Below are 21,937 nucleotides of genomic sequence, written 5' to 3'. Positions count from 1 at the left end.
TTGCAATCAGGCGAGGCCAGCGGATGCGCCCCTGTGTAGAATTGTGGTTTTCTTCTTACACTGCAGCAGCTTGAAGTACTACTTCGAGTACAGCTTCGCTACGGCAAAACGATTATATATTCAAAATGAAGGACTTAGAGAGATTTTCTGGGAAGACAACGCAAAACGGCCCCGTCAGGGGCGGGCAGAAACCTGCCGCGGCTTCCCCCAACACAGTCCTGCCGCAAGCGCAATTCGTCACGATCGGCGAAGAAGAGGCCGGTCAGCGGATAGATAACTACCTGTTGCGTGTTTGCAAAGGTGTACCGAAAAGCCACATCTACCGCATCCTGCGTTCGGGCGAGGTGCGGGTCAACAAGGGCCGCATCGACCAGCTGTACCGCCTGGTCGCGGGCGACGTGGTGCGAATTCCACCGGTACGGGTGGCGGAGAAGGCGGAGAACAACGTTCCCGCGGCCGAGTTTCCCATCGTGTTCGAGGATGCGCATATGCTGGTGGTCGACAAGCCGGCCGGCGTGGCCGTGCACGGCGGCTCGGGCGTGTCGTTCGGCGTCATCGAGCAGTTGCGTGCGGCCCGGCCGGACGCGAAGTTCCTCGAGCTGGTGCACCGGCTGGACCGCGAGACGTCCGGTTTGTTGCTGCTGGCCAAGAAGCGCTCGGCCCTGACGTCGCTGCACGAACAGATGCGCGACGGCGTGACGGACAAGCGCTACCTGGCCCTGGCCGTGGGCGACTGGAAGAACCAGCGTCAGCACGTCAAGCTGCCGCTGCACAAATACACGACGGCCGACGGCGAGCGCCGCGTCTCCGTGCAGGCCGATGGCATGCCGTCGCACACGGTGTTTACCTTGTTACGCAAATATGACAACTTCGCGTTGCTGGAAGCCGAGCTGAAGACCGGACGCACGCACCAGATCCGGGTTCACCTTGCATCGTCGGGCTTTCCGATCGCAGGCGACGACAAGTACGGCGATTTCGCGCTCAACAAAGCATTACAGAAAAATGACGGCACGCGCGGCGCCCTGAAGCGGATGTTCCTGCACGCGCACCAGATCACGTTCAAGCACCCGGAGACGGGCAAAATCATGACGCTGAACGCACCCCTCGCGCCCGAATGCGAAAAATTCTTGGTAAGCTTGGGGCAACCGCGCAGCTGAGCAGCAAGCATCGATTTCACCGGGACCGCGCGTCCCGATCTCAACAGGAGCCGGCCCGGCCGGATTACATGGCAAGAAAGCAATTTGACCTGATCGTGTTCGATTGGGATGGCACCTTGATGGACAGCACCGCCACGATCGTCAAGTCGATCCAGGCGGCGGCGCGCGACCTCGGCCTGCCGATTCCCAGCCGCGAAGCGGCGGCGCACGTCATCGGCCTGGGCCTGGCGGAGGCGATGCAAGTCGTGCTCGGGCCGGAGGTCGATCCGAAATACCACCCGCGCATGGTGGAGCGCTACCGTTATCATTACCTGACCAAGGATCACGAGCTGACCCTGTTCGACGGCGTGCGGGAGATGCTGCAGGACCTGTCGCAGCAGGGCTATTTCCTCGCGGTCGCCACCGGCAAGAGCCGCGTGGGGCTGAACCGTGCCCTGAACGCGGCCGGACTGCTGGCGACGTTCGACGCCACCCGTTGCGCCGACGAAACTTTTTCGAAACCGCACCCTGCCATGTTGCAGGAGCTGACGCGCGAGCTGGGCCAGGACCTGAAGCGCACCGTGATGATTGGCGATACCACGCACGACCTGATGATGGCGCAGAACGCGGGCGCGGCCGGCATTGCCGTCGAGTACGGCGCCCATCCGCTGGACCAGTTGGCAGCCTGCAGCCCCGTGTTCTCGGCGAAGAACGTGCCGGAGCTGCACCAGTGGCTGGGCGAACATGCATGAAGAAGGCGTAATATCGTGAGCGAGGAGATCCTGATCTGCGCGGCCGACGCGGTCGTCGATGGCGGCATCGGCGTGCGCTTTCCCGTCACGGCGGGCGGCGAGGATGCCACCGCCTTCGTCATCCGCCATGGCGGCAAGGCCTATGCCTACCTGAACCGTTGTGCCCACGTGCCCATCGAACTGGACTGGGCGCCGGGCGAGTTCTTCGAATCCAGCAAGATGTATCTGATGTGCAGCACGCATGGCGCCGTCTACATCCCCAGCACGGGGCAGTGCGCTGGCGGTCCCTGCCGTGGCGGCAAGCTGCGCCCCATCGGCGTGACCGAACGCGACGATGCCCTGTACTGGCAGCCGGACGAGTTCGTCCGGCCGGCGCGTGCATGACGCCTATCCGTTTCAGCAACGACTTTCCATGAGCGACAACCAATCCCCGACGCCCCCCTCGCAAGCGCCCGTTCCTCCCGTCACGCCTGGCCCTGGCCAGCCGCCGATCAACTGGGAACGCGAAGTGCTGGAAAAGCTGGTCTTCGCAACGATCAAGGAACAGCGCGCCAACCGCCGCTGGAGCATCTTCTTCAAGATTTTCCTGCTGCTGCTGATCTTCCTGGGCATCGCCAGTTATTTCAATCTGAGCATCCTCGGGGGCGACACGGAAATCGGGCGCCATACCGCGCTGATCGAGATCGAAGGCAATATCGAATCGGAGGGCAGCGGTTCCGCGGCCGTCGTCATCCCCGCGCTGAACAAGGCGTTCGGGGACGACAGCTCCGTTGCCGTCGTGCTGCATATCAATAGCCCGGGCGGCAGCCCTGTCCAGGCCGGCATGATCGTCGACGAGATCATGCGCCTGCGCAAGGGCTATCCGGACAAGCCGCTGTATGCCGTCGTCGACGAGATCTGCGCCTCGGGCGGTTACTACATCGCCGCCTCCGCCGACCGCATCTACGTCAACAAGGCCAGCATCATCGGTTCCATTGGCGTGCTCATGGACGGCTTCGGCTTCACCGGCGCGATGGAGAAGCTGGGCGTCGAGCGCCGCCTGCTGACGGCGGGGGAAAACAAGGGCTTCATGGACCCGTTCAGTCCGCAGTCGCCAAAGCACAAGGAACACGCCCAGGAGATGCTGAACGAGATCCACGAGCAGTTCATCGACGTGGTGCGGGCCGGTCGCGGCACGCGCCTGCACGAGACGCCGGAAATGTTCTCGGGCCTGTTCTGGACGGGCACGCGGGCCATCAAGATGGGCCTGGCGGACGACCTGGGCAGCGTGGACAGCGTGGCACGCGACGTCGTCAAGGCCGAAGACATCGTCGACTACACCCAGCATGAAGGCCTGCCGGAGCGGGTGCTGAAGAAATTCGGTGCCGCCGTCGGCAGCGGCGCGTTCAAGGCGGCCGCCGGCGAGGCGGCGCGTATTTCCGTCAAGTAGGAACAGGACGGCTTCTTGCGTGTTTCGCGCGCTCCGCTTGATAAATCTCGCGCTTGGACTATAGTAAGCGTGTAGTTCATTTCAAGGGAGAGCACATCAGTCTGTCCATCCGAGTGACCAGCGGAGCATTTGGCCGCAGCGGTGCAGGCAGGGATTCATGAGTCGCCAGGGTGTCAAAGTTTTACTGGACGACCTCGTGGACATGCTGCCCGACCCGTGCGGACCATGCTGAAGCTGAACTACCAGCCGCATCATTGATGCGTATCAGAGAGAATTAAATTCCTCGTTCATGTCCTGTGATGGGACAAGAAAACGGCGGCTCAGGCCGCTGTTTTCGTTGGGCAGCCCACACCGGATGGTGGCAGTTCATTGCCGCCCGCAAAGCCACCCGCGTTCAGCCAGGCCGTCAGGTCGTTTTCCGAGTTGGCCAGCCAGTCCGTTTGCGGCATTGCCGGCACGGTGCAGCTTTCCCAAGTGCGCAGGCTGCGCAAGCGGATCCGGTTGAGCGCGGCATTGGTCGTGAGCTGCGCGGCGGCGCCGCGCGCCACGGCGATGCGCGTGGCGAGGATCGTTTTCTCGTGCGACGCGCGGGGCGATTCATTGGTCATGGCATCCTCCTGCAGTTCGGACAAGTGGTCGTTATCGGGTGTTGCCGGGGCGCGTGGCGTGGCAGCGGCGCCGAGGCGGGCTCAGGTCGCGATGCGCTGCCGGGACATACATTGAGCTTGTTCATCAAGAGCATTCGGTTCGGTTGCAAAAAAACAGCGGACAGGAACAGCGGACAAGGAACAGCGCACAGGGCGGTGCGATGAGCGCTACTGCTGGCACGCCCTTTGTGCTGGACAGCGCTCTGGTCATCACGCTGGCGATACACCGCCAAAGATGAGCCACGAGAACAGCGGCCACTCATGCCGCAGCCGCCGCCCGGGGGCAATGGCTGGGCTAGGAATCCTGCCGAGCTGTTCAGTAAATTCCTACGACAATTTCAGTCTAACAATGGGCCTTCCGTGCAGCTTGATATGTATCAAGTGCTGGGCAGGCTCCCGGGGTAAATCCGGTAGAATGCCGGCCCATGAGCAAATTATCCCTGGACCGCATCCTGCAATCGCAAGGCTTCGGCACGCGCAAGTATTGTCGCACGCTGATCGAAGACGGCGAAGTCGCCGTCAACGGCGTTGTGCAGGACAACTATAAGACCGTCGTCGACACGGAAAGTTTGGTGCTGACCGTATTCGAGGAAGAATGGCGCTACCGCGAGCACGTCTATATCGCGTTGTACAAGCCGGCCAACTACGAATGTTCGCGCAAGCCCAGCCACCATCCCGGCGTGCTGACCTTGCTTCCTGAGCAATTTACCTGGCGCGAAGTGCAGCCGGTGGGCCGCCTGGACCATGACACCACGGGCATGCTGCTGATGTCGGACGACGGTCCGTTCATCCACGCGCAATCGTCGCCCAAGCGGCACGTGCCGAAGGTCTACCAGGCCACGACGGCCGAACCGGTGACGGACGCGCTGGTGGCCCAGCTGCTGGGCGGTGTCCAGCTGCACGATGAGCCCGCCCCTTTGGCCGCGCTGGTCTGCGAGAAAAAAGGCGAGCACCAGCTGGAGATCGTGCTGGAGCAGGGCAAGTATCACCAGGTCAAGCGCATGCTGGCCGCGGCCGGCAATCATTGCAGCGCCTTGCACCGTTCGGCCATCGGCGGCCTGCAGCTGGCATCGCTCGGCCTGCAGGAGGGGGAGTGGTGCTACCTGGACGAAGCACAGCTGGCGCTGCTGGCGGGTTGACCGATGAAGCTGGCCACCCTGAACGACGGCACCCGCGATGGCCAGCTGGTCGTTGTCGCGCGCGACCTGAAGACGGCGGTCGTGGCGGACGGCATCGCGCCCACCCTGCAACGGGCGCTGGACGACTGGGCCTTCATCGCGCCCCAGCTGGACCAGCTGTCGCGCCAGCTGAACGACGGCAAGGCCCGGCGCACGTTCGAGTTCGACCCGCGCCGCTGCATGGCGCCGCTGCCGCGCGCATTCCAGTGGGCGGACGGCTCCGCCTACGTCGACCACGTCGAGCTCGTGCGCAAGGCGCGCAATGCCGAGCTGCCGGGATCGTTCTGGCAGGAACCGCTGCTGTACCAGGGCGGCAGCGACGACCTGCTGGGACCGCTTGACGACATCGTCGTCGCCGACGAGGCCTGGGGCATCGACTTCGAGGCCGAAGTGGCCGTGATCACGGACGACGTGCCGCTGGGCGCGACGCCGGACGAGGCCTTCGGCCAGATCCGCCTGTTGATGCTGGTCAACGACGTCTCCCTGCGCCACCTGATTCCCGACGAGCTGGCCAAGGGCTTCGGCTTCTTCCAGGCGAAGCCCAGCACCAGCTTCAGCCCCGTGGCCGTCACGCCGGACGAACTGGGCGACGCCTGGCGCGATGCCAAGCTGCACCTGCCGCTGCGCTCGACGTGGAACGGCCGCCTGGTGGGCCAGCCGAACGCGGGCGTGGACATGGTGTTCAATTTCGCCCAGCTGCTGGCGCACGCGGCCAGGACCCGCCGGCTGCGCGCCGGCACGATCGTCGGCTCCGGCACGGTGTCGAACAAGGACGTGAAAAAAGGCTATTCCTGCATTGCCGAGAAGCGCAGCCTGGAGACGATCGCCGACGGCAAGCCTGCCACGTCGTTCATGTCCTATGGCGATACCATCCGCATCGAGATGCTGGACGGCGACGGCAAGTCCATCTTCGGCGCCATCGAGCAGACGGTGCGGCCGACGGGCTATGTACCGCCCGCGCCGCAAGTTTCTGCCGAGAAACCAGAATAGGGCCGGCAAAGTCCCTTTGCTTGACCGATGGCGCCGTACCGGGGGCCGTGATAATGACGTTTCCCATCCCTATCGTGACCGGAGCAGCGCGTGGCAGAAGACAGCGAAGCCGAGAAGACAGAAGCAGCGTCAGAGAGGCGCCTCCAGCAGGCGCGTGAAGAAGGCGACGTTCCCCGGTCCCGCGAAGTCGGCACGTTTACCGTCCTGATGGTATCGGGCGTGGCGCTGTACGTCATGGGCTCGTCCATGGCGGCCAAGCTCGGCACGGCCCTGAAATCAGGGCTGTCCCTGACGCGCGAACAGGTCTACAACCCCGACATCCTGATCACCCGCATCCTGACCGACATCGTCAACGTGCTGATCACGTTCCTGCCCATCGGCGTGGCCGTGATGCTGGTGGCGCTCATTTCACCGATCTTCGTCGGCGGCTGGCTGTTCAGCGCCAAGGCGTTCATGCCGAAGTTCAGCAAGCTCAATCCGATCAACGGCATCAGCAACATGGTGTCGAAAAACGCCCTGGTCGAGCTGCTCAAGGCAATCGTCAAGACGATCGTGGTCGGCTCGGTCGCGTACATGGTCATCATGAAGCAGAAGGATGCGATGTTCGGCCTTGCCAACGAGTCGCTCGACCATGCCATCGTGCACATGCTCGACATGATGGCCATGAGCTTCCTGTACCTGGTCGGCGCGCTGGGCTTCATCGCCGTGATCGACGCGCCGTACCAGATCTGGCATTACGCTAACAAGCTGAAGATGACGCGCCAGGAGATGATCCAGGAATCGAAGGAAAACGACGGCAACCCGCAGATCAAGGGCAAGATCCGCCAGATGCAGCGCGAGATGGCCAAGGGCCGCATGATGCAGGACGTGCCGACCGCCGACGTGGTCGTCACCAACCCGACGCACTACGCGGTGGCGCTGAAGTACGCCGACGGCTCGAAGGGCGCGCCGAAGGTGGTGGCCAAGGGTACCGACGAGGTGGCGGCCAAGATCCGCGAGCTGGCCAAGGAGCACAAGGTGGCGATCCTGGAAGCCCCGCCGCTTGCCCGTGCGCTGTTCAAGCATACGGAAATCGGCGACGAGATCCCGGCCCGGCTGTACGCCGCCGTGGCCGAAGTGCTGGCCTACGTCTACCAGCTGCGGGCCTACCGCCCGGGCGGCCGTTATCCGGATCGTCCGACCCAGCTGGATGTGCCGGCCGATATGGACCCGAACAATCCGGCGTCGCAGAAGAAGCCGCAGTAAGTCTTACCCCCGGAGCAGAACCTGGGGTCAGACCCGCCGGGGCAGAGCAGGGGTTTCGAGGAGCACCGCTTCTCGCCCTGCGCAGCGGTGCAGGCATGCATTGCCTGCACTCCTTTCTGACCCCGGCCCTTGCTGTTGGGTTAAAACAGCTCTCCGGCGTTTTGAATTACCGGGTGTTTTCCCGCCTTTTCCCCGCATCGTTTCCCCACTGCATCATCAATAATCTCAGCATCCGAGAACTTCTCGCTTGCGAAGGAACGTACTGATGAACAGCTTGAAACTGCCGGCATGGATGAGTGGCATGGGTGGTGGCAATGCGATGAGCCTGGCCGCGCCGATCCTGATCATCATGCTGCTGGCAATGATGATCCTGCCGTTGCCGGCCATCGTCCTCGACCTGTTCTTCAGTTTCAATATCGCCCTGTCCATCATCGTGCTGCTGACCAGCCTGTACACGGTCAAGCCGCTCGACTTCATGGCCTTCCCCGCCGTGCTGCTGGTGTCCACCATGCTGCGCCTGTCGCTGAACGTGGCCTCGACCCGTATCGTGCTGACGGAAGGCCACACCGGCGGCGCGGCGGCCGGCAAGGTCATCGAGGCCTTCGGTCACTTCCTGATCGGCGGCAACTACACGATCGGTATCGTCGTCTTCATCATCCTGACCATCATTAACTTCGTCGTCGTGACGAAGGGTGCGGGCCGTATCGCCGAGGTGGGTGCCCGCTTCGCGCTGGACGCATTGCCCGGCAAGCAGATGGCGATCGACGCCGACCTGAACGCCGGCCTGATCGGCGAAGCGGACGCGCGCAAGCGTCGCAACGAGGTCTCGCAGGAAGCCGAATTCTACGGCGCGATGGACGGTGCCTCGAAATACGTGCGCGGCGACGCCGTGGCCGGCATCATGGTGACCGTCATCAACGTCGTCGGCGGCCTGCTGATCGGTATCCTGTCGCACGGCATGGCCGTCGGCGAGGCGGCCAAGGTGTACACGCTGCTGGCGATCGGCGACGGCCTGGTGGCCCAGATCCCGTCGCTGGTGATCTCCGTCGCGGCCGGTATCATCGTCTCGCGCGTGGCCAGCGATACGGACGTCGGCACCCAGATGGTGGGCCAGCTGTTCGCCAAGCCGCAGGTCATGTACATCACCGGCGGCATCATCGGCGGCATGGGCCTGATCCCGGGCATGCCGAACTTCATGTTCCTGTCGCTGGGCGCTGCGCTGGGCGGCACCGGTTACCTGATGGACAAGAAGCTGAAGGAGGCCGCGGCAAACGGCACGGCAGGGCGTCCGGCCGGCGGCGGTGGCGGCGGCAACACGGCGGCCGGCGGTGCGGCGGCGGCCGGTGGCGCGGCGGCGCCGGCGGAAAACGAGGAAGCGACCTGGGCCGACGTGCAGGCCGTCGACACGCTGGGCCTGGAAGTGGGCTACCGCCTGATCCCGCTGGTGGACAAGGCGCAAAGCGGCGAGCTGCTGAAGCGCATCAAGGGCATCCGCAAGAAATTCGCCCAGGAAGTGGGCTTCCTGGCGCCGCCGGTGCACATCCGCGACAACCTGGAGCTGAAGCCGTCGGCCTACCGCATCACCTTGAAAGGCGTGGAAGTGGGCGCGGGCGAAGCATTCAACGGCCAGTTCCTGGCGATCAATCCGGGCATGGCCAGCGGCAACCTGCCGGGCCTGGCCACGACGGACCCCGCGTTCGGCCTGCCGGCCACGTGGATCGACGCCAGCCTGCGCGACCAGGCGCAGGGCATGGGCTACACGGTGGTCGATGCCGGCACCGTGGTGGCGACGCACCTGAACCACCTGATCACGACGCACGCGTCGGAACTCCTGGGCCGCACCGAAGTGCAGGCGCTGCTGGATCACCTGGGCAAGGAAGCGCCGAAGCTGCTGGAAGACCTGGTGCCGAAGATGATTTCGCTGTCGGCCTTGCAGAAAGTGCTGCAGAACCTGCTGGGCGAAGGCGTGCACATCCGCGACATGCGCACGATCATCGAGGCGCTGGCCGAGCACACCGCGCACACGCAGGACCCGAACGAGCTGACCGCACTGGTCCGTATCGCGCTGGGCCGCGCCATCGTCCAGCAACTGTTCCCGGGCAATGGCGAACTGTCCGTGATGACCTTGGACAATCGCCTGGAACGCCTGCTGATGCAGGCGCTGGCGACGGGCGGCGCCGACGGCGGCGGCATCGAGCCGGGCCTCGCGGACACGATCGCCCAGCAGGCCGCGCAGGCATCGCAGCAGCAGGAAGCGCTGGGCGTGACGCCGGTGCTGCTGGTGCCGGGCCCGCTGCGTCCACTGCTGTCGCGCTTCCTGCGCCGCGCGCTGCCGCAGCTGAAGGTGCTGTCGCACGCCGAGATCCCGGAATCGAAGACGATCCGCGTGACGGCGCTGGTGGGCAATACCTGACGGTTGAAGCACCGGGGAAGGTCGCCGCTTGGGGTCTGTCCCCGGTAAGTGTGAATTTGCGATGTGTCGTTGGCATCTTCAGGGGACTGACCCCGGTTTTTATCGATCCGGTGGCGGACCAAGGTAAAAACGAGCGAAGGCATCGCGGACGCCGATAAAAACCGGGGTCAGTCCCCTCGATACGCCGCCAGGTGCATCGAAGGCAGACACTTACCGGGGACAGACCCCAACCCCTCAAAACCCGGGTCTGTCCCGGGTTTTTGTTTAGAACTGATAGCGCGCCGTCAACGCCGCCGAGCGTGGCGCACCCGGCATGTTCAGGTTCGGCGAGCTGCCATGGCCGGACACGATGTACGAGCGGTCCAGCAGGTTGTACACGTTCAGCTGCAGGTCGACGCGGCCCAGCTTCCAGCCGGCCATCGCGTCGATGGTGGCGAAGCCGGGCAGGGCGACCGTGTTGCCCGGGTTGGCGAAGCGCTGGTCGACAGCGTTGATCCCGGCGCCCGCGCGCAGGCCGTTGCCGAAGGATTTGGCCAGCCACAGGTTGGCGCTGTGGCGCGGCGTCAGCGTGGCGCGTTTACCCTGCACCGGCACGCGCTTGAACACATTGTCGCTGCTGTCCAGCGCCGGCGACGACGTCACCTTCGCATCCAGGTAGCCGTAGCCGGCCCACACCTGCCAGCCCTGCGGCAGCTGGCCCGTCAGGGTCAGCTCCAGGCCATCCGTGCGCTGCGTGCCGATCGGCACCAGGCGGTTCGTGACCGGGTCGGTGGCCTTGATATTGGTGCGCTCCAGGCGGAACAGCGAGGCCGTGGCGGACAGGGCGCCGCCGAGGAAATCGAACTTGCCGCCCACTTCCTTGTTGGTCGTTTCCTCCGGCTCGATCTGGGCGTTGTTGGCGGCCAGCGCGAAGTTCTCGGCCGACGGCTGGAACGATTTGCTGAACGACACGTAATACGACTGCGCCGCCGACGGCTGCCAGACCAGGCCGGCTCTGGGGCTCCAGGCCACGTCCGTGCGGCCCAGGTTGCTCTGGCCGGCGCGGCGCTCGAGCGTTTCCTGCTCGAAGTGGTCATAGCGCACACCGACCAGCGCCTTCCACTGCTCGGTCAGCGCCACCAGGTCCTGCACGTAGGCGCTGGCCGTCTTCATGATGCCGACGTTGTCGGTCGAAGGCGCCACCGTCAGCGTCTTGTCCAGCACCGGCAGCACCGGATTGAACAGCGCCACGGTGGCGATGCCGTTCTGCGAGCGGGTGACCTGGTCCTTGTTCTGCTTGCCCACTTCGATGCCGTACAGCAGCTTGTGCGTCATGCCGCCCAGGCTGGCCGTTTGCGTCAGCTCGGTCTGGTTGAACCAGCCGCTTTCCTCGCGGCGCAGGTTGGTGCGGTTCAGCGAGGCCGTCAGCAACGTCTCGTTGACGGCGCCGACCAGGGTGTTGTAGCGCGCCAGGGTGTAGTCGTAGTGACGGTAGGCGTTGCGCAGGCTCAGCCGGTCGCTGAAGCGGTGCTCCAAGGTGAAGCCCAGCGCCGTCACCTCGGCGTGCGAGTAGTCCACGTCGCGCGCGTTGGCGGCGCCGTAGTAGGTGCTGGCCGGCACGTCGACCGGGCGGCCCTGGTACGACGGCACGCCGAAGTCCGTCACGCGGCGGTCGGACAGGTGCTCGGCCTGCAACAGCAGGGTCGTGGCGGCACCAAGCTGGAACTGCAGCGACGGCGCGACGGCGTCGCGTTCGACGAACTGCTGGTCGCGGTAGCCGTCCGCGCGCTCGACGGCACCCGTCACGCGGAACGCCATATTGCCTTCGGTCGCGGCCAGGTCCATCTCGCCGCGGCGGCGGTTGTCGCTGCCCACCTTGGCCATCACCTCGCGGCGGTTGGCGCCCGGCTTCTTGCTGATCCGGTTGATCAGGCCGCCCGAGGAACCGCGCCCGTACAGCACGGCGGCCGGGCCCTTCAGCACCTCGATGCGCTCGATATTGGACAGGTCGCGGAAGTACAGCGCATCGTCGCGCAGGCCGTCGACGAACTGGTCGGCAATGGCCGAGAAGCCGCGCAGGGTGACCTGGTCACGCTGGCCGTCGCCATGCGACAGGCCCACGCCCGGCACGAACTTCATCGCCTCTTCCATCGAGCCGACCGACTGGTCGCGCAGCAGTTGTTCCGGAATCACGTTGACGGTTTGCGGGATGTCGCGCAGCGGGGCGTCCACCTTGGTGGCCGTCATTGCCGAGACGGGGTTGTAGGGTTCGGCACGGGTGCCGTTGACGGTCACGACGCTGATGGGCGCCTCCGCCTCGTCGGCGGGCGCGGCCAGGGCGGCATGGCATTGGATCAACGTGACCAGGGCGGCCGCGGCGGCGGCGATCGGCTTTTTGTGGCAGGACATGATGCTCTCTCTCTCAGGTGGCGCAAACGCTGAACATGCATCGCGAATGCGAATTATTATTATTCGCATCTTCTCATGATGATGTGCAACATGCAAGTCACTGCCCCCGTCCGTTGCCGCGCCGAATTGCAGGGTAAATCCCGTCCTTTTCCTCGAATGATTTCCTCAGTGCATCGTCAATAATCTACCCCATCAGAGAAAAATCTCGTTTGCAGGAGCCGCAGCATGAACGTCAAAAAATTTACCGCGCCCACGTCGCGTGAGGCACTGCGCAAGGTCCGCGAAGCCCTGGGCCCGGACGCGGTGATCCTGTCCAACCGTCCGATGGACGGCGTGGTCGAGATCCTGGCCTTGGCCAACGGCGATGCCGCCTCGCTGGCGCAGCCGGCCGCGGATGCGCCGCTGGGCATGCCCGACCTGGAAATCGAAGACACCTACACGCCGTCGCCGATGATGGCCGCGCCCGCTCCGCGCGCCCCGGCACCGCGCCAGCCGAGCCCGCAACAGATGCAGGACGCCATCAAGGCACGCATGCAGGCCCAGATGGAAGCGCAGCGTGAAGCGGAAGCGCAAGCCAATATGGAAGCGCGCATGCAGGCGCGGGCCCAGGCGCCGGCTCGTCCTGCGCCAGGTTTCGCCCCGGCCGCGCCGGCCAGCCGTCCCGCCGCCGCGCCTGCCGCACCGGCGCTGGACATGGACCGTATCTCGGCGATGGTGGCCGATGCCGTCAACTCCGCCAAGGCCAACGCGGCCGCGGAGATGAGCACGATGATGACGGAACTGCGCGCCATGCGCGGCATGATGGAAACGCAACTGGCCGAGTTGTCCTGGGGCTCGTCGCAGCAGCGCGAGCCGCACAAGGCCGCCGTGCTGCGCGAGATGCTGGCCGCCGGCTTCTCGGCCACCTTGGCCAAGATGCTGATCGAAAAAATGCCGGCCGGCCGCTCCGCCGAGGAAAGCCTGCGCTGGGTGCGCACCGTGCTGGCACGCAACATCAGCGCCATCTCGAACGAAGACGCACTGATCGAAAACGGCGGCGTGTTCGCGCTGGTCGGCCCGACCGGTGTCGGCAAGACCACGTCCACCGCCAAGCTGGCCGCGCGCTGCGTGATGCGCCACGGTCCGGAAAAGCTGGCCCTGATCACCACCGACGCCTACCGTATCGGCGCGCACGAACAGCTGCGCATCTACGGCAAGATCCTGGGCGTGATGGTGCACTCGGTGAAGGACGAAGCGGACCTGCGCATCGCCCTGAAGGAACTGCGCAACAAGCATACCGTGCTGATCGACACCGTCGGTGTCAGCCAGCGCGACCAGATGGTCACGGAACAGGTCGCCATGCTGCAGGGCGCCGACGCCGACGTGAAGCGCCTCTTGTGCCTGAACAGCACCTCCACCCAAGAAACGCTGACGGAAGTGGTGCGCGCCTACCAAGGCACGGGCCTGGCCGGCGCCATCATGACCAAGCTGGACGAAGCCGCATCGATCGGCAACGTGCTGGACGTGGTGATCCGCCAGAAACTGAACCTGTTCTACGTGTCGAACGGCCAGCGCGTGCCGGAAGACCTGCACCTGGCCAAGCCGGCCGAGCTGGTCGAGCGCGCCTTCCGTTCCAAGAAAGACGTCAACCAGTTCGCCGACAGCGACCTGCCGATGCTGATGGCGGCTGCCGGTAACGATGGCCTGCGCGAGGTGCACCTTGGCTAATTTCAATTTCGACCAGGCGGAGGGCCTGCGCCGGATGCTGGCGGGCCCGCCGCGGCCCCGTATCGTCACGTTCCTGTCGGCCACGCCGCAGGACGACAAGGGCGCGATGCTCGTCAACCTGGGCGCCTCGCTGGCCCGCGCCGGCAACGACGTGCTGCTGGTGGATGCCTGCGCCAGCGCGCACGGTGTCGCCTCGCGCCTCGGCGTGGACAATGGCGCCAGCCTGCTCAACGTGGCGCGCCAGGAATGCGGCCTGAACCAGGTGGTGCACCAGGTGCCGCAGGGCTTCAACGTGGTGTCCATGACGCGCGGCGAAGCGCGCAATGGCCCGCAGGAAAGCCGCCGGCTGGCCAAGGCCTTCGACGTCATGGCGGCCCAGGCTGGCATTGTGCTGGTCGACGGCGAGTTCGACGGCGAAGCGTTCCCGGTGCCGGTGATGGCCAGTTCCGAGATCGTGGTGCAGGTGTCGAACAGCGCCACGTCGATCAAGAACGCCTACATGATGATCAAGCGGCTGAACCATGAGCTGGGCCGTCGCCCGTTCGGCATCGTCGTCACGGGCGCGTCCGAAGCAGAGGCACGGGTGGTTTACGATAATATGGCGCAGGCGGCAAGCCGTTACCTGGCGGTCAATCTGGTCTCGATGGGTTCCGTGCCTGCCGACGAGTACCTGCACCGCGCCGCGCGGCTGGGCCGCGCCGTGGTGGACGCGTTCCCGCTGGCGGGCGCTTCCGTCGCATTTCGCCAGATGGCCGGGCGTTTCGCGCTGGGTACTGCGCCAACCGGGTTTGCGGGGAGCGGCAACTGATTAGCGCCTATAACAAGTAAAACTATTTTATGTACACGGTCAAAGGGAAGGTGAACAAGGATTCGCTGCTGACGGAGCACATGCCGCTCGTCAAGCGCCTTGCCCACCACATGAAGGCAAAATTGCCGCCCAGCGTGGAAGTCGATGACCTGGTACAAGCAGGCATGATCGGCCTGCTCGACGCGATCAGTCGCTACGAGGAAACGCACGGCGCGCAGTTCGAGACCTATGCGGTGATGCGCATCCGCGGCGCCATGCTGGACGAGCTGCGCAGCAGCGACTGGATGCCGCGCACGATGCGCCAGGACATGCGCAAGATCGAGAACGCGATGGCCACCCTGCAGCAGAAGCTGGGGCGGCCGCCCAGCGAATCCGAGGTTGCGAAGTCCTTGAAACTGTCGCTGTCCGACTACCAGGAAATGCTGTCCGAAGGCGGCGGCCACCAGCTCGTCTATTACGAGGACTTCAAGGACGACGACGGCAACGACAGCTTCCTGGACCGCTACGCGCACGACGAAGATGCCGATCCGCTGCGCGCGCTGATGGACACCGACTTCCGCCAGGCCGTCATCGACGCGATCGATGCCTTGCCGCCCCGCGAGAAATTACTGATGGGCCTGTACTATGAGGAAGAGTTGAACCTGAAAGAAATCGGCGCCGTCATGGGCGTCTCCGAATCGCGCGTATCGCAATTGCATACGCAAGCCGTCGCGCGCTTGCGCGCCACTCTCCGGGAGCAGGCATGGACTGGTCCAGCGTAGCCGGCATACTGCTGGCACTGGCCGGCCTGGTCGTTGGACAATCGCTGGAAGGCGGCAAGCTCTCATCCCTGGTCCAGCCGGCCGCGTTCGCCATTGTGGTCATCGGTACCTTTGGCGCCGTGCTGCTGCAGACGCGCCCCGCGACCCTGCGCCGCGGCATCCTGATGCTGCGCTGGATCATCCGCCCGCCGGAAGACAGCCGCGCCGCGCTGAAAAAGGACATCCAGCAGTGGAACCAGACGGTGCGCCGTGCCGGCCCGCTGGCGCTGGAGCGCCATATGGCGGCCGCCACCGACCCCTTCATGGCCAAGGGCTTGCGTATGATCATCGACGGCATCCAGCCCGATAAATTGCGCCAGCTGCTGGACACGGAAATCACCGCTTTCGAGACGGCCGAACGGCAGGCCGTGCGCGTGTGGGAATCGGCCGCCGGCTACTCGCCCACGATCGGCATCCTGGGCGCCGTGCTGGGCCTGATCCACGTGATGGAAAACCTGTCCGATCCGGCCAAGCTGGGCCCAGGGATTGCGGTGGCGTTCGTCTCCACGATTTACGGTGTCGGCCTGGCCAACCTGTTCTTCTATCCGATCGCCAACAAGCTGAAGAATATCGTCACGGCCCAGGTGCACCAGCAGGAAATCGCCGCCGCCGTGTTCCACGACATCGCCACGGGCGACTTCAGCCGCATCATGGACGAACGCATCGCCACCTTGATGCGCGAGCACACTTGAGCGCGCAGCCATGACCCAGTACCGCCGCGCCCGCCGCCCGTACGACGAAGAGCCGGAAAACCACGAGCGCTGGCTGATCTCGTACGCCGACTTCATCACCTTGCTGTTCGCGTTCTTTGTCGTGATGTATGCCATCTCGGTGGTCAACACAGGCAAGTACAAGGTGTTCTCGGACGCGCTGGGCGATGCCTTCGGCGGCGCCGGCGCCGCGTTGACGCAGAACACGGAAGTGCAGACCACACCCCAAGCCACGCCGCAGGCGGTGCGCCGGCGCGTGATGATCGCGCAGGAAAAAGTACGGATGACCAAGCTGGCGCAGGACCTGCTGGCCACGATGGCGCCGCTGGTCAAGGAAGGCAAGGTACGGGTGACGCAGGACAGCCGCGGCGTCTCCGTCGAGATCAATGCCTCGGTGCTGTTCGACCCGGGCGAGGCCAGGCTGACGGAGGAATCGCGCGAGGCGCTGCAGGCCGTCGCCGTGCTGCTGAAGGACGATCCGCACGCGGTGCAGGTGGAAGGGCACACGGACAACCAGCCGATCCGCAATATGTATTCGTCGAACTGGGAACTGTCGTCGATTCGCGCCGCCACGGTGGTGCGGCTGTTCATCGAATCGGGCGTGGCACCGCAGCGGCTGACGGCCGTGGGCCACGCGTCGAACCATCCGGTGGCGGACAACAACGACCCGATCGGCCGGGCGCGCAACCGGCGCGTGGCCATTACCATCCTGTCGGGCGTGCCCGATCCGGAGACGGAGATTCCGACGGCGGCGGAAGGCGCCGAGGCGGCCCCGGCGCCGGTGGTCGCGCCGGTGAAATAAGCGGCGCGTTGGGGTCTGTCCCTGCACAGGGACTGACCCCGAAGTTTGGCTGAGGCGCGCGAGCGCTTACGACAACTTCAGGGTCAGTCCCCAAGGGGACAGACCCTGGGCGGCTCATCCGCCTGCGGCCCCCTCAACGACCACCAGTCGCTTGCAGCAGCGCCGCCGCTCAAGCCGCCTGCTGAATCCGCACCATATTCCCCGCCGGATCGCGCACCGCGAAATCGCGCACCCCATACGGCTGCATGGTCGGCTCCTGCACGATCTCTACGTCGCGCCCCTGCAGCCGGTCGAACGCTTCGTCCAGGTTCCTCGTTGCCAGCAGCAGCATGCCGTAGGTGCCCTTGGCCATCATTTCCGTGATGACGCGGCGTTCCTCGTCCGTCACGCCCGGGCCCACGCCCGGCGGCGCCAGTACGATGGACGTTTCCGGCTGGCCGGCAGGGCCGACCGTGATCCAGCGCAGGCCGCCGTAGGCCACGTCCTTGCGTACTTCAAAGCCCAGCTTGTCGCGGTAGAACGCCAGCGACGCCTCCGGGTCGAGGTGGTTGATGAAGGTCGAGTGGATGGTCAGGTTCATGGTGTGTCTCCTTGCGAAGTGGAGATGCCAGAGTAGCCGGGCTTGTCCGGCATTGCTTCTTGATTCCTGATCGGCCGCGTGACGTTTTTCGCGACGCACGGCGGCATGCCGGCCGTGGCGTCCGCGCATTGCGCCTTGTAGGTCGACGGCGGCACGCCGACCAGTTCCGTAAAGCGCGTGCTGAACGTGCCCAGCGACGAACACCCGACCTCGAAACAGATGTCGGTGACGCTCATGTCGCCCCGGCGCAGCAGCGCCATGGCCCGTTCGATGCGGCGCGTCATCAGGTAGGAGTAGGGTGACTCGCCGTAGGCCAGCTTGAACTGCCGGCTCAGGTGCCCGGCCGACATCTGCACGCCGCGCGCCAGCGCTTCCACGTCGAGCGGCTGCGCATATTCTCGGTCCATGCGGTCGCGTACCTGGCGCAGCTTGACGAGCTCACGCAGGCGCTGCGCGTTCTCGCTCATACGGTCAGGCTGCCGCGCCAGCCGCGCGCGGCGTAATACGACTGCGCGCCGTTGTGGTAGGTGAACACGCGGCCGTAGCGGCGGTCGCAGAACAGGGCGCCGCCCTGCTTGCGCAGCTCGGGCGGGGTGGCGATCCAGCTGGACGTCTTCAGGTCGAACTCGCCCAGCGCCTGCAAGGCGCGGTACTGCTCTTCCGTTAGCAGTTCGATGCCGAATTGCGCCGCCATGCCGGCGGCGCTGCCGGCCGGCTTCTGCTCCTTGCGGGCGTCGAGGGCGGCGGCGTCGTAGCACAGGCTGCGCCGGCCCGCTGGCGTCTCTGCCGAGCAGTCGCAGAAGGCGACGCGGCCGGTGGCCGGATCGAGGCCGATCACGTCCGGCTCGCCGCCGCTGTCCTCCATCGCCTGCAGCGCGGGCCAGGCGGACGGATTGGCGTCCAGCCGGGCCAGCACGTCGGACCAGGCGATGTCGCGGTGGCGCTGCATGTTCTTCTCGAAACGGGCTTGCAAGAGCTGGAGCAGGGCGGCATTCATGGCGTGGCGTCTCCTTTTTTATTGAAGATGGGGCAGCGCCAAGTTATCACAATTGGTTACCGGAACGACAGCGAAGAATGGCCACCGCTACAATGCGGCCATGCCAACCAAGCTCCCCATTTTTCCCGGCCCGCGCACCGCGCGCGGTGCCGTCCTTGCCGTGCTGTTGTCCAATGCCGACCAGGCCGGCGCCGAGCCGCTGCGCGGCCGCGTGACGCTGGCCGCCATCGTGCGCGCACTGAAGCGCAAATACCACTGGCCGATCGAGACGACCAGTTTTCCGTCGAATGCGCCCGATGGCCGGGCCACCTGGGCCACCGTCTACAGCCTGCCGCCGGAGGTGATCGCCAGGGCGCTCGATGCGCGCGGGCGCGACTGGTTGAAGGCTGCCGGCGTTGCGTAATCGTCAGGCATAGGCGGATGCGGCCGGCACGCTGAAGCCTACCACCGTACCGCCGGCCGCGCCCGCCTCGACGGCCAGCGCGCCACCCACGCGCGCGATGCGCTCGCGCATCCCGACCAGTCCCCAGTGGCCGGCCCGGCCGTCGCGCGCCACGACGGGATCGATGCCCTTGCCGTCGTCGCCGACTTCGCCTTGCAATGCCTCGTCCGTGAAGCGCAGCCGCACGGTCACGCGCGTCGCGCCGGCATGGCGTGCGCTGTTGGCAACGGCCTCGCGCAAGACGTACAGCACCTCGACGGCCGTCTCGCTGCGCAAGGGCCGGGCCGTCCCCTCGGTGGCAAAGTCGAGCAGCGCGGCCGCCTCCGGCGTGGCTTTCAGCAGGGCGTCGCGCAGCTCCTCCACCAGCTCGTCGCACGGGGGCGGCTGGCGCAGCGCCAGCACCTCGTCGCGCGCGTTCTCGACCAGTTTCTCGGCGTAGCCCAGCACCTTGTCCAGCATGGCCTGCAGCTCCGGTTCGCGCGGCAGGCGCGCCTGCACCGCATGGAAGCGCAGGATCAGCGCCTGCACCGCTTGCAGCAGGTTGTCGTGCAGCGCGCGGGCGATGCGGTTGCGTTCCAGCATGGTCGCCTCCAGCCGCGCCGCGATGCGCTCCTCGGCGCGGCGGCGCACCACAGCCATGCGCCAGCGGTACAGCAGCGCCAGCGCCAGCAGCGCTGCCAGCGCGCAGGCCAGGCGGAACCACCAGGTCTGCCAGAACGCGGGGGCGATGACGAAGTGCAGCCCGGCACCGGTACGATTCCACACGCCATCCTCATTGGCGGCGATCACGTGCAGGCGGTAGCTGCCCGGCCCCAGGTTGGTGTACTGGGCGCCGCGCTCGCGCCGCACCTCGCGCCAGTCGTCGTCGACGCCATCCAGCCGGTACTTCAGCCGCACCCGCTCCGGCATCGACAGGGCCGTGGCGGTAAAGGCGACATCGACGCTGGTCGTCCGCGCCGGCAGGGCGAGGCCATCGACCGCGTCGTAGTCGCGCCCGCCGCTGTGCAGCGACTGGATCAGCACGTCCGGTGCACGCGGATTGCGGCCGATGGTGGCGGGATCGATCCAGCCGACCTGCGACACCGTCGCGTAGTACAGCCGCCCGCCATGCGCCACGCCCAGCGACGGCAGCGGCCGCACCTGGGAGGCCAGACCGCGCACGCCGTCCTCGAAATTGAACAGCTCAGCTTCGACGGGTTCGCCGGGCGCCTGCCAGAAGCGCCGCAGCGCGGCCGGGGCGATGCGGTACAGGCCGTCGTCGCTGTGGATCCACAGGCTGCCGCCGCCGTCGGTCACCAGGCCCGTAACCCGGCGGATCGGCGCGCCGCCGCGCAGCCGCAGCGGGCGCAAGGTTTCGCCATCGCGCCACGTCACCCCTTGTTCGCTGCCGATCAGCAGCCGGCCGCCGCAATCGAACATGGCCAGCACCATGCCCAGGCTCGTGCTGACGGGACGGAAACCAGTGGCCGTCAGCTCGCCGAAGCGGTTGTTGACCAGGCTGATCCAGGTGCGTCCGCCGCTGTCCGTCAGCATGCTCATCGGTGTTGGTTCCGGCACCCCGCGCAGACGCGTGTCGCGCTGCCAGCGGCCGTCCTGGAAACGCCACAGGCCCTGGCGAATGATCGACACCAGCAGCGCGCCGCCCCGCTCCAGCGCCATCGCCTGGATCTCGTAGGTCTTGCCCAGCTGCTCGGGCATGCCCCAGCGCCGCTCGCGGTCGCCGTGGATTTCCCACAAGTCGGTGGCCGAGCCGACCCACACGTGGTCGGGTGCCGCCCGCACCAGGGCCTGCGGGGCGACGATGGCGGTCTGGCGCCGGCTGCCGTCGGCGCCCAGCCGCAGCACCGGGCTTTCCATCGAGCCCAGCCACAGTTCGTCGCCGATGCCGCGTTGGGCCAGCCAGTAGAAGCTTTCCTTGCTGGTGGGGAGGCGGCGGAAGCGGTGCGGCCGGTAGCGTTCCACGCCCTCGAACGACAACAGCCACAAATTGCCTTCGCGGTCCACCATGCCGGAGTGGGGCGCGTCGCCGTTGCCGTTGTTGTTGGCAAACACTTCCATCGGGTGCAGCACGCCAGCGCCGTCCGCCACCATGCGTGCGACGCCATCCTGGCGCTGATACCACAGGCTGCCGCCGGGGCCGTCGAACATGCCGCCTGCATACAGCAGCGGCCCCTGTGCCGGCGGCTGTGCCATTTTTACGACCTCGACCGGATGGCCCAGGCGCACCCGCACCAGGCCCTTGTCGCGCAGTACCGTGTGGACGATGCCGCCGACGGTCGTCAGCCACAGGTCGTCCGCATCGAGCACGTCGACAAAGCGGTCAGTGCCGCGGGCGCGGGCGTAGTAGTGGGCATTCACGCTGACCCACAGCGTGCCGTCGCGGTCGAACACGATGGCGGTGCGCATGTCGCGCGGCAGCGAGTCCCGGCCGATTTCCTGCCACTGACCGTCATGCAGGCGCACCAACGCGCTGCTGACGGCCACATGCAGCACGCCGGCGCCATCGAGCGCCATCGATGTCACCGAGCCGGGTGGAAAGCCATTGCTGGCGTCGTAATGGTGCACGCCGTTCCGGCTGAAAATGCTGAGACCGCCGAAGTGGTAGCCGACAGCCAGACGGCCGCCCGGCAGCGCCAGCACGGATGCGATGCTGGACGACAGCAGGGCGTGGCCGTACACCTTGTTTTCCTGGCGAAAACGCACGCCGTCGAAGCTGGTCAGCCCTGCCGGGGAGCTGAACCACAGCAGCCCGTCGCCCGTCTGCGTCATGCGGAATGACTGCTGCGGCGCGCCGTCGGCTTGCGTCCAGCGCCGCCGCTCGTGCGTCACGCCATCGGGCGCGGGGGGCGCGGCCCAGCTGCTGCATGCGGTCCACCACCACATCAATAAAACCGCAAGGCGGCCGAGGGCCAT

The 21,937-nt window shown here is 66.0% G+C and carries 20 protein-coding genes; 14 read left to right on the top strand and 6 right to left on the bottom strand.

Annotated features, from left to right (window positions below; translation table 11 throughout):
* Window positions 1–125: 125 nt before the first annotated feature.
* From rluC to E7V67_020725, 4 genes are all read left to right on the top strand, one after another.
* Entirely contained in the window at window positions 126–1,157 is a 1,032-nt protein-coding gene (gene rluC, locus E7V67_020740; GenBank protein WUR12107.1) for a 23S rRNA pseudouridine(955/2504/2580) synthase RluC, read from the top strand.
* A gap of 68 nt (window positions 1,158–1,225) precedes the next feature.
* Complete coding sequence (locus tag E7V67_020735) at window positions 1,226–1,888, top strand: HAD-IIIA family hydrolase (GenBank protein ID WUR12106.1); 663 nt, start codon at window positions 1,226–1,228, stop codon at window positions 1,886–1,888.
* A gap of 12 nt (window positions 1,889–1,900) precedes the next feature.
* Complete coding sequence (locus E7V67_020730; GenBank protein WUR16322.1) at window positions 1,901–2,272, top strand: Rieske 2Fe-2S domain-containing protein; 372 nt, start codon at window positions 1,901–1,903, stop codon at window positions 2,270–2,272.
* Window positions 2,273–2,300: 28 nt separating this feature from the next.
* Entirely contained in the window at window positions 2,301–3,317 is a 1,017-nt protein-coding gene (locus tag E7V67_020725) for a S49 family peptidase (GenBank protein ID WUR12105.1), read from the top strand.
* Window positions 3,318–3,637: 320 nt separating this feature from the next.
* Here the strand turns inward: E7V67_020725 and E7V67_020720 are convergent, their stop codons facing one another.
* On the bottom strand, window positions 3,638–3,925 hold the full coding sequence (locus tag E7V67_020720) for a hypothetical protein (GenBank protein WUR12104.1): 288 nt from the start codon (window positions 3,923–3,925) through the stop codon (window positions 3,638–3,640).
* Window positions 3,926–4,389: 464 nt separating this feature from the next.
* Here E7V67_020720 and E7V67_020715 point away from each other — a divergent pair, with 464 nt between their 5' ends.
* From E7V67_020715 to flhA, 4 genes are all read left to right on the top strand, one after another.
* Window positions 4,390–5,103, top strand: a complete 714-nt coding sequence (locus E7V67_020715; protein WUR12103.1) for a pseudouridine synthase — start codon at window positions 4,390–4,392, stop codon at window positions 5,101–5,103.
* Between the two features lie 3 nt (window positions 5,104–5,106).
* Window positions 5,107–6,132, top strand: coding sequence for a fumarylacetoacetate hydrolase family protein (locus tag E7V67_020710; GenBank protein ID WUR12102.1), 1,026 nt, complete (start codon window positions 5,107–5,109; stop codon window positions 6,130–6,132).
* A gap of 90 nt (window positions 6,133–6,222) precedes the next feature.
* A complete protein-coding gene (gene flhB, locus E7V67_020705) occupies window positions 6,223–7,377 on the top strand; it encodes a flagellar biosynthesis protein FlhB (GenBank protein ID WUR12101.1) in 1,155 nt (384 codons plus the stop codon).
* A 265-nt stretch (window positions 7,378–7,642) separates the two neighbouring features.
* On the top strand, window positions 7,643–9,790 hold the full coding sequence (gene flhA / locus E7V67_020700; GenBank protein WUR12100.1) for a flagellar biosynthesis protein FlhA: 2,148 nt from the start codon (window positions 7,643–7,645) through the stop codon (window positions 9,788–9,790).
* Window positions 9,791–10,054: 264 nt separating this feature from the next.
* Here the strand turns inward: flhA and E7V67_020695 are convergent, their stop codons facing one another.
* Window positions 10,055–12,178 (bottom strand): TonB-dependent siderophore receptor, encoded by a 2,124-nt coding sequence (locus E7V67_020695; GenBank protein ID WUR12099.1) that lies wholly within the window; start codon window positions 12,176–12,178, stop codon window positions 10,055–10,057.
* Window positions 12,179–12,403: 225 nt separating this feature from the next.
* Between E7V67_020695 and flhF the strand changes: the two genes are divergently transcribed.
* Genes flhF through motD form a run of 5 tightly spaced genes read left to right on the top strand, consistent with a single transcriptional unit; the run spans window position 12,404 to window position 17,005 of the window.
* The gene (flhF, locus tag E7V67_020690) at window positions 12,404–13,885 is read left to right on the top strand and encodes a flagellar biosynthesis protein FlhF (protein WUR12098.1); all 1,482 of its coding nucleotides are present in this window, start codon (window positions 12,404–12,406) and stop codon (window positions 13,883–13,885) included.
* Window positions 13,878–14,693, top strand: coding sequence for an antiactivator of flagellar biosynthesis FleN protein (locus E7V67_020685; GenBank protein ID WUR12097.1), 816 nt, complete (start codon window positions 13,878–13,880; stop codon window positions 14,691–14,693). Before flhF ends, E7V67_020685 begins: the two co-directional genes overlap by 8 nt.
* A 29-nt stretch (window positions 14,694–14,722) precedes the next feature.
* Window positions 14,723–15,454, top strand: a complete 732-nt coding sequence (locus E7V67_020680; protein ID WUR12096.1) for an RNA polymerase sigma factor FliA — start codon at window positions 14,723–14,725, stop codon at window positions 15,452–15,454.
* Complete coding sequence (locus E7V67_020675; GenBank protein ID WUR12095.1) at window positions 15,436–16,185, top strand: flagellar motor protein; 750 nt, start codon at window positions 15,436–15,438, stop codon at window positions 16,183–16,185. Before E7V67_020680 ends, E7V67_020675 begins: the two co-directional genes overlap by 19 nt.
* 10 nt (window positions 16,186–16,195) lie before the next feature.
* Entirely contained in the window at window positions 16,196–17,005 is an 810-nt protein-coding gene (gene motD, locus E7V67_020670; GenBank protein WUR12094.1) for a flagellar motor protein MotD, read from the top strand.
* Window positions 17,006–17,174: 169 nt separating this feature from the next.
* Here motD and E7V67_020665 read toward each other — a convergent pair whose 3' ends face one another.
* From E7V67_020665 to E7V67_020655, 3 genes are read right to left on the bottom strand one after another with little or no spacing between them, the layout of a single operon-like run.
* Window positions 17,175–17,585, bottom strand: a complete 411-nt coding sequence (locus E7V67_020665; protein ID WUR12093.1) for a VOC family protein — start codon at window positions 17,583–17,585, stop codon at window positions 17,175–17,177.
* The gene (locus E7V67_020660) at window positions 17,582–18,052 is read right to left on the bottom strand and encodes a helix-turn-helix transcriptional regulator (protein ID WUR12092.1); all 471 of its coding nucleotides are present in this window, start codon (window positions 18,050–18,052) and stop codon (window positions 17,582–17,584) included. Before E7V67_020660 ends, E7V67_020665 begins: the two co-directional genes overlap by 4 nt.
* Entirely contained in the window at window positions 18,049–18,582 is a 534-nt protein-coding gene (locus E7V67_020655) for a DUF4256 domain-containing protein (protein WUR12091.1), read from the bottom strand. The genes E7V67_020660 and E7V67_020655 overlap by 4 nt, the downstream gene beginning before the upstream one ends.
* 100 nt (window positions 18,583–18,682) lie before the next feature.
* On the opposite strand from E7V67_020655, the gene E7V67_020650 reads away from it, so the two are divergent.
* Entirely contained in the window at window positions 18,683–18,985 is a 303-nt protein-coding gene (locus E7V67_020650; GenBank protein ID WUR12090.1) for a hypothetical protein, read from the top strand.
* Between the two features lie 3 nt (window positions 18,986–18,988).
* Here E7V67_020650 and E7V67_020645 read toward each other — a convergent pair whose 3' ends face one another.
* Window positions 18,989–21,937: a triple tyrosine motif-containing protein gene (locus E7V67_020645; protein ID WUR12089.1), complete on the bottom strand. Its 2,949-nt coding sequence runs from the start codon at window positions 21,935–21,937 to the stop codon at window positions 18,989–18,991.

This window comes from [Empedobacter] haloabium (genome assembly GCA_008011715.2).
Lineage (GTDB): Bacteria > Pseudomonadota > Gammaproteobacteria > Burkholderiales > Burkholderiaceae_D > Rugamonas > Rugamonas haloabia.
The sequence above is the reverse complement of the archived record's forward strand: the minus strand, read 5'-3'. Positions and strand labels throughout refer to the sequence as shown.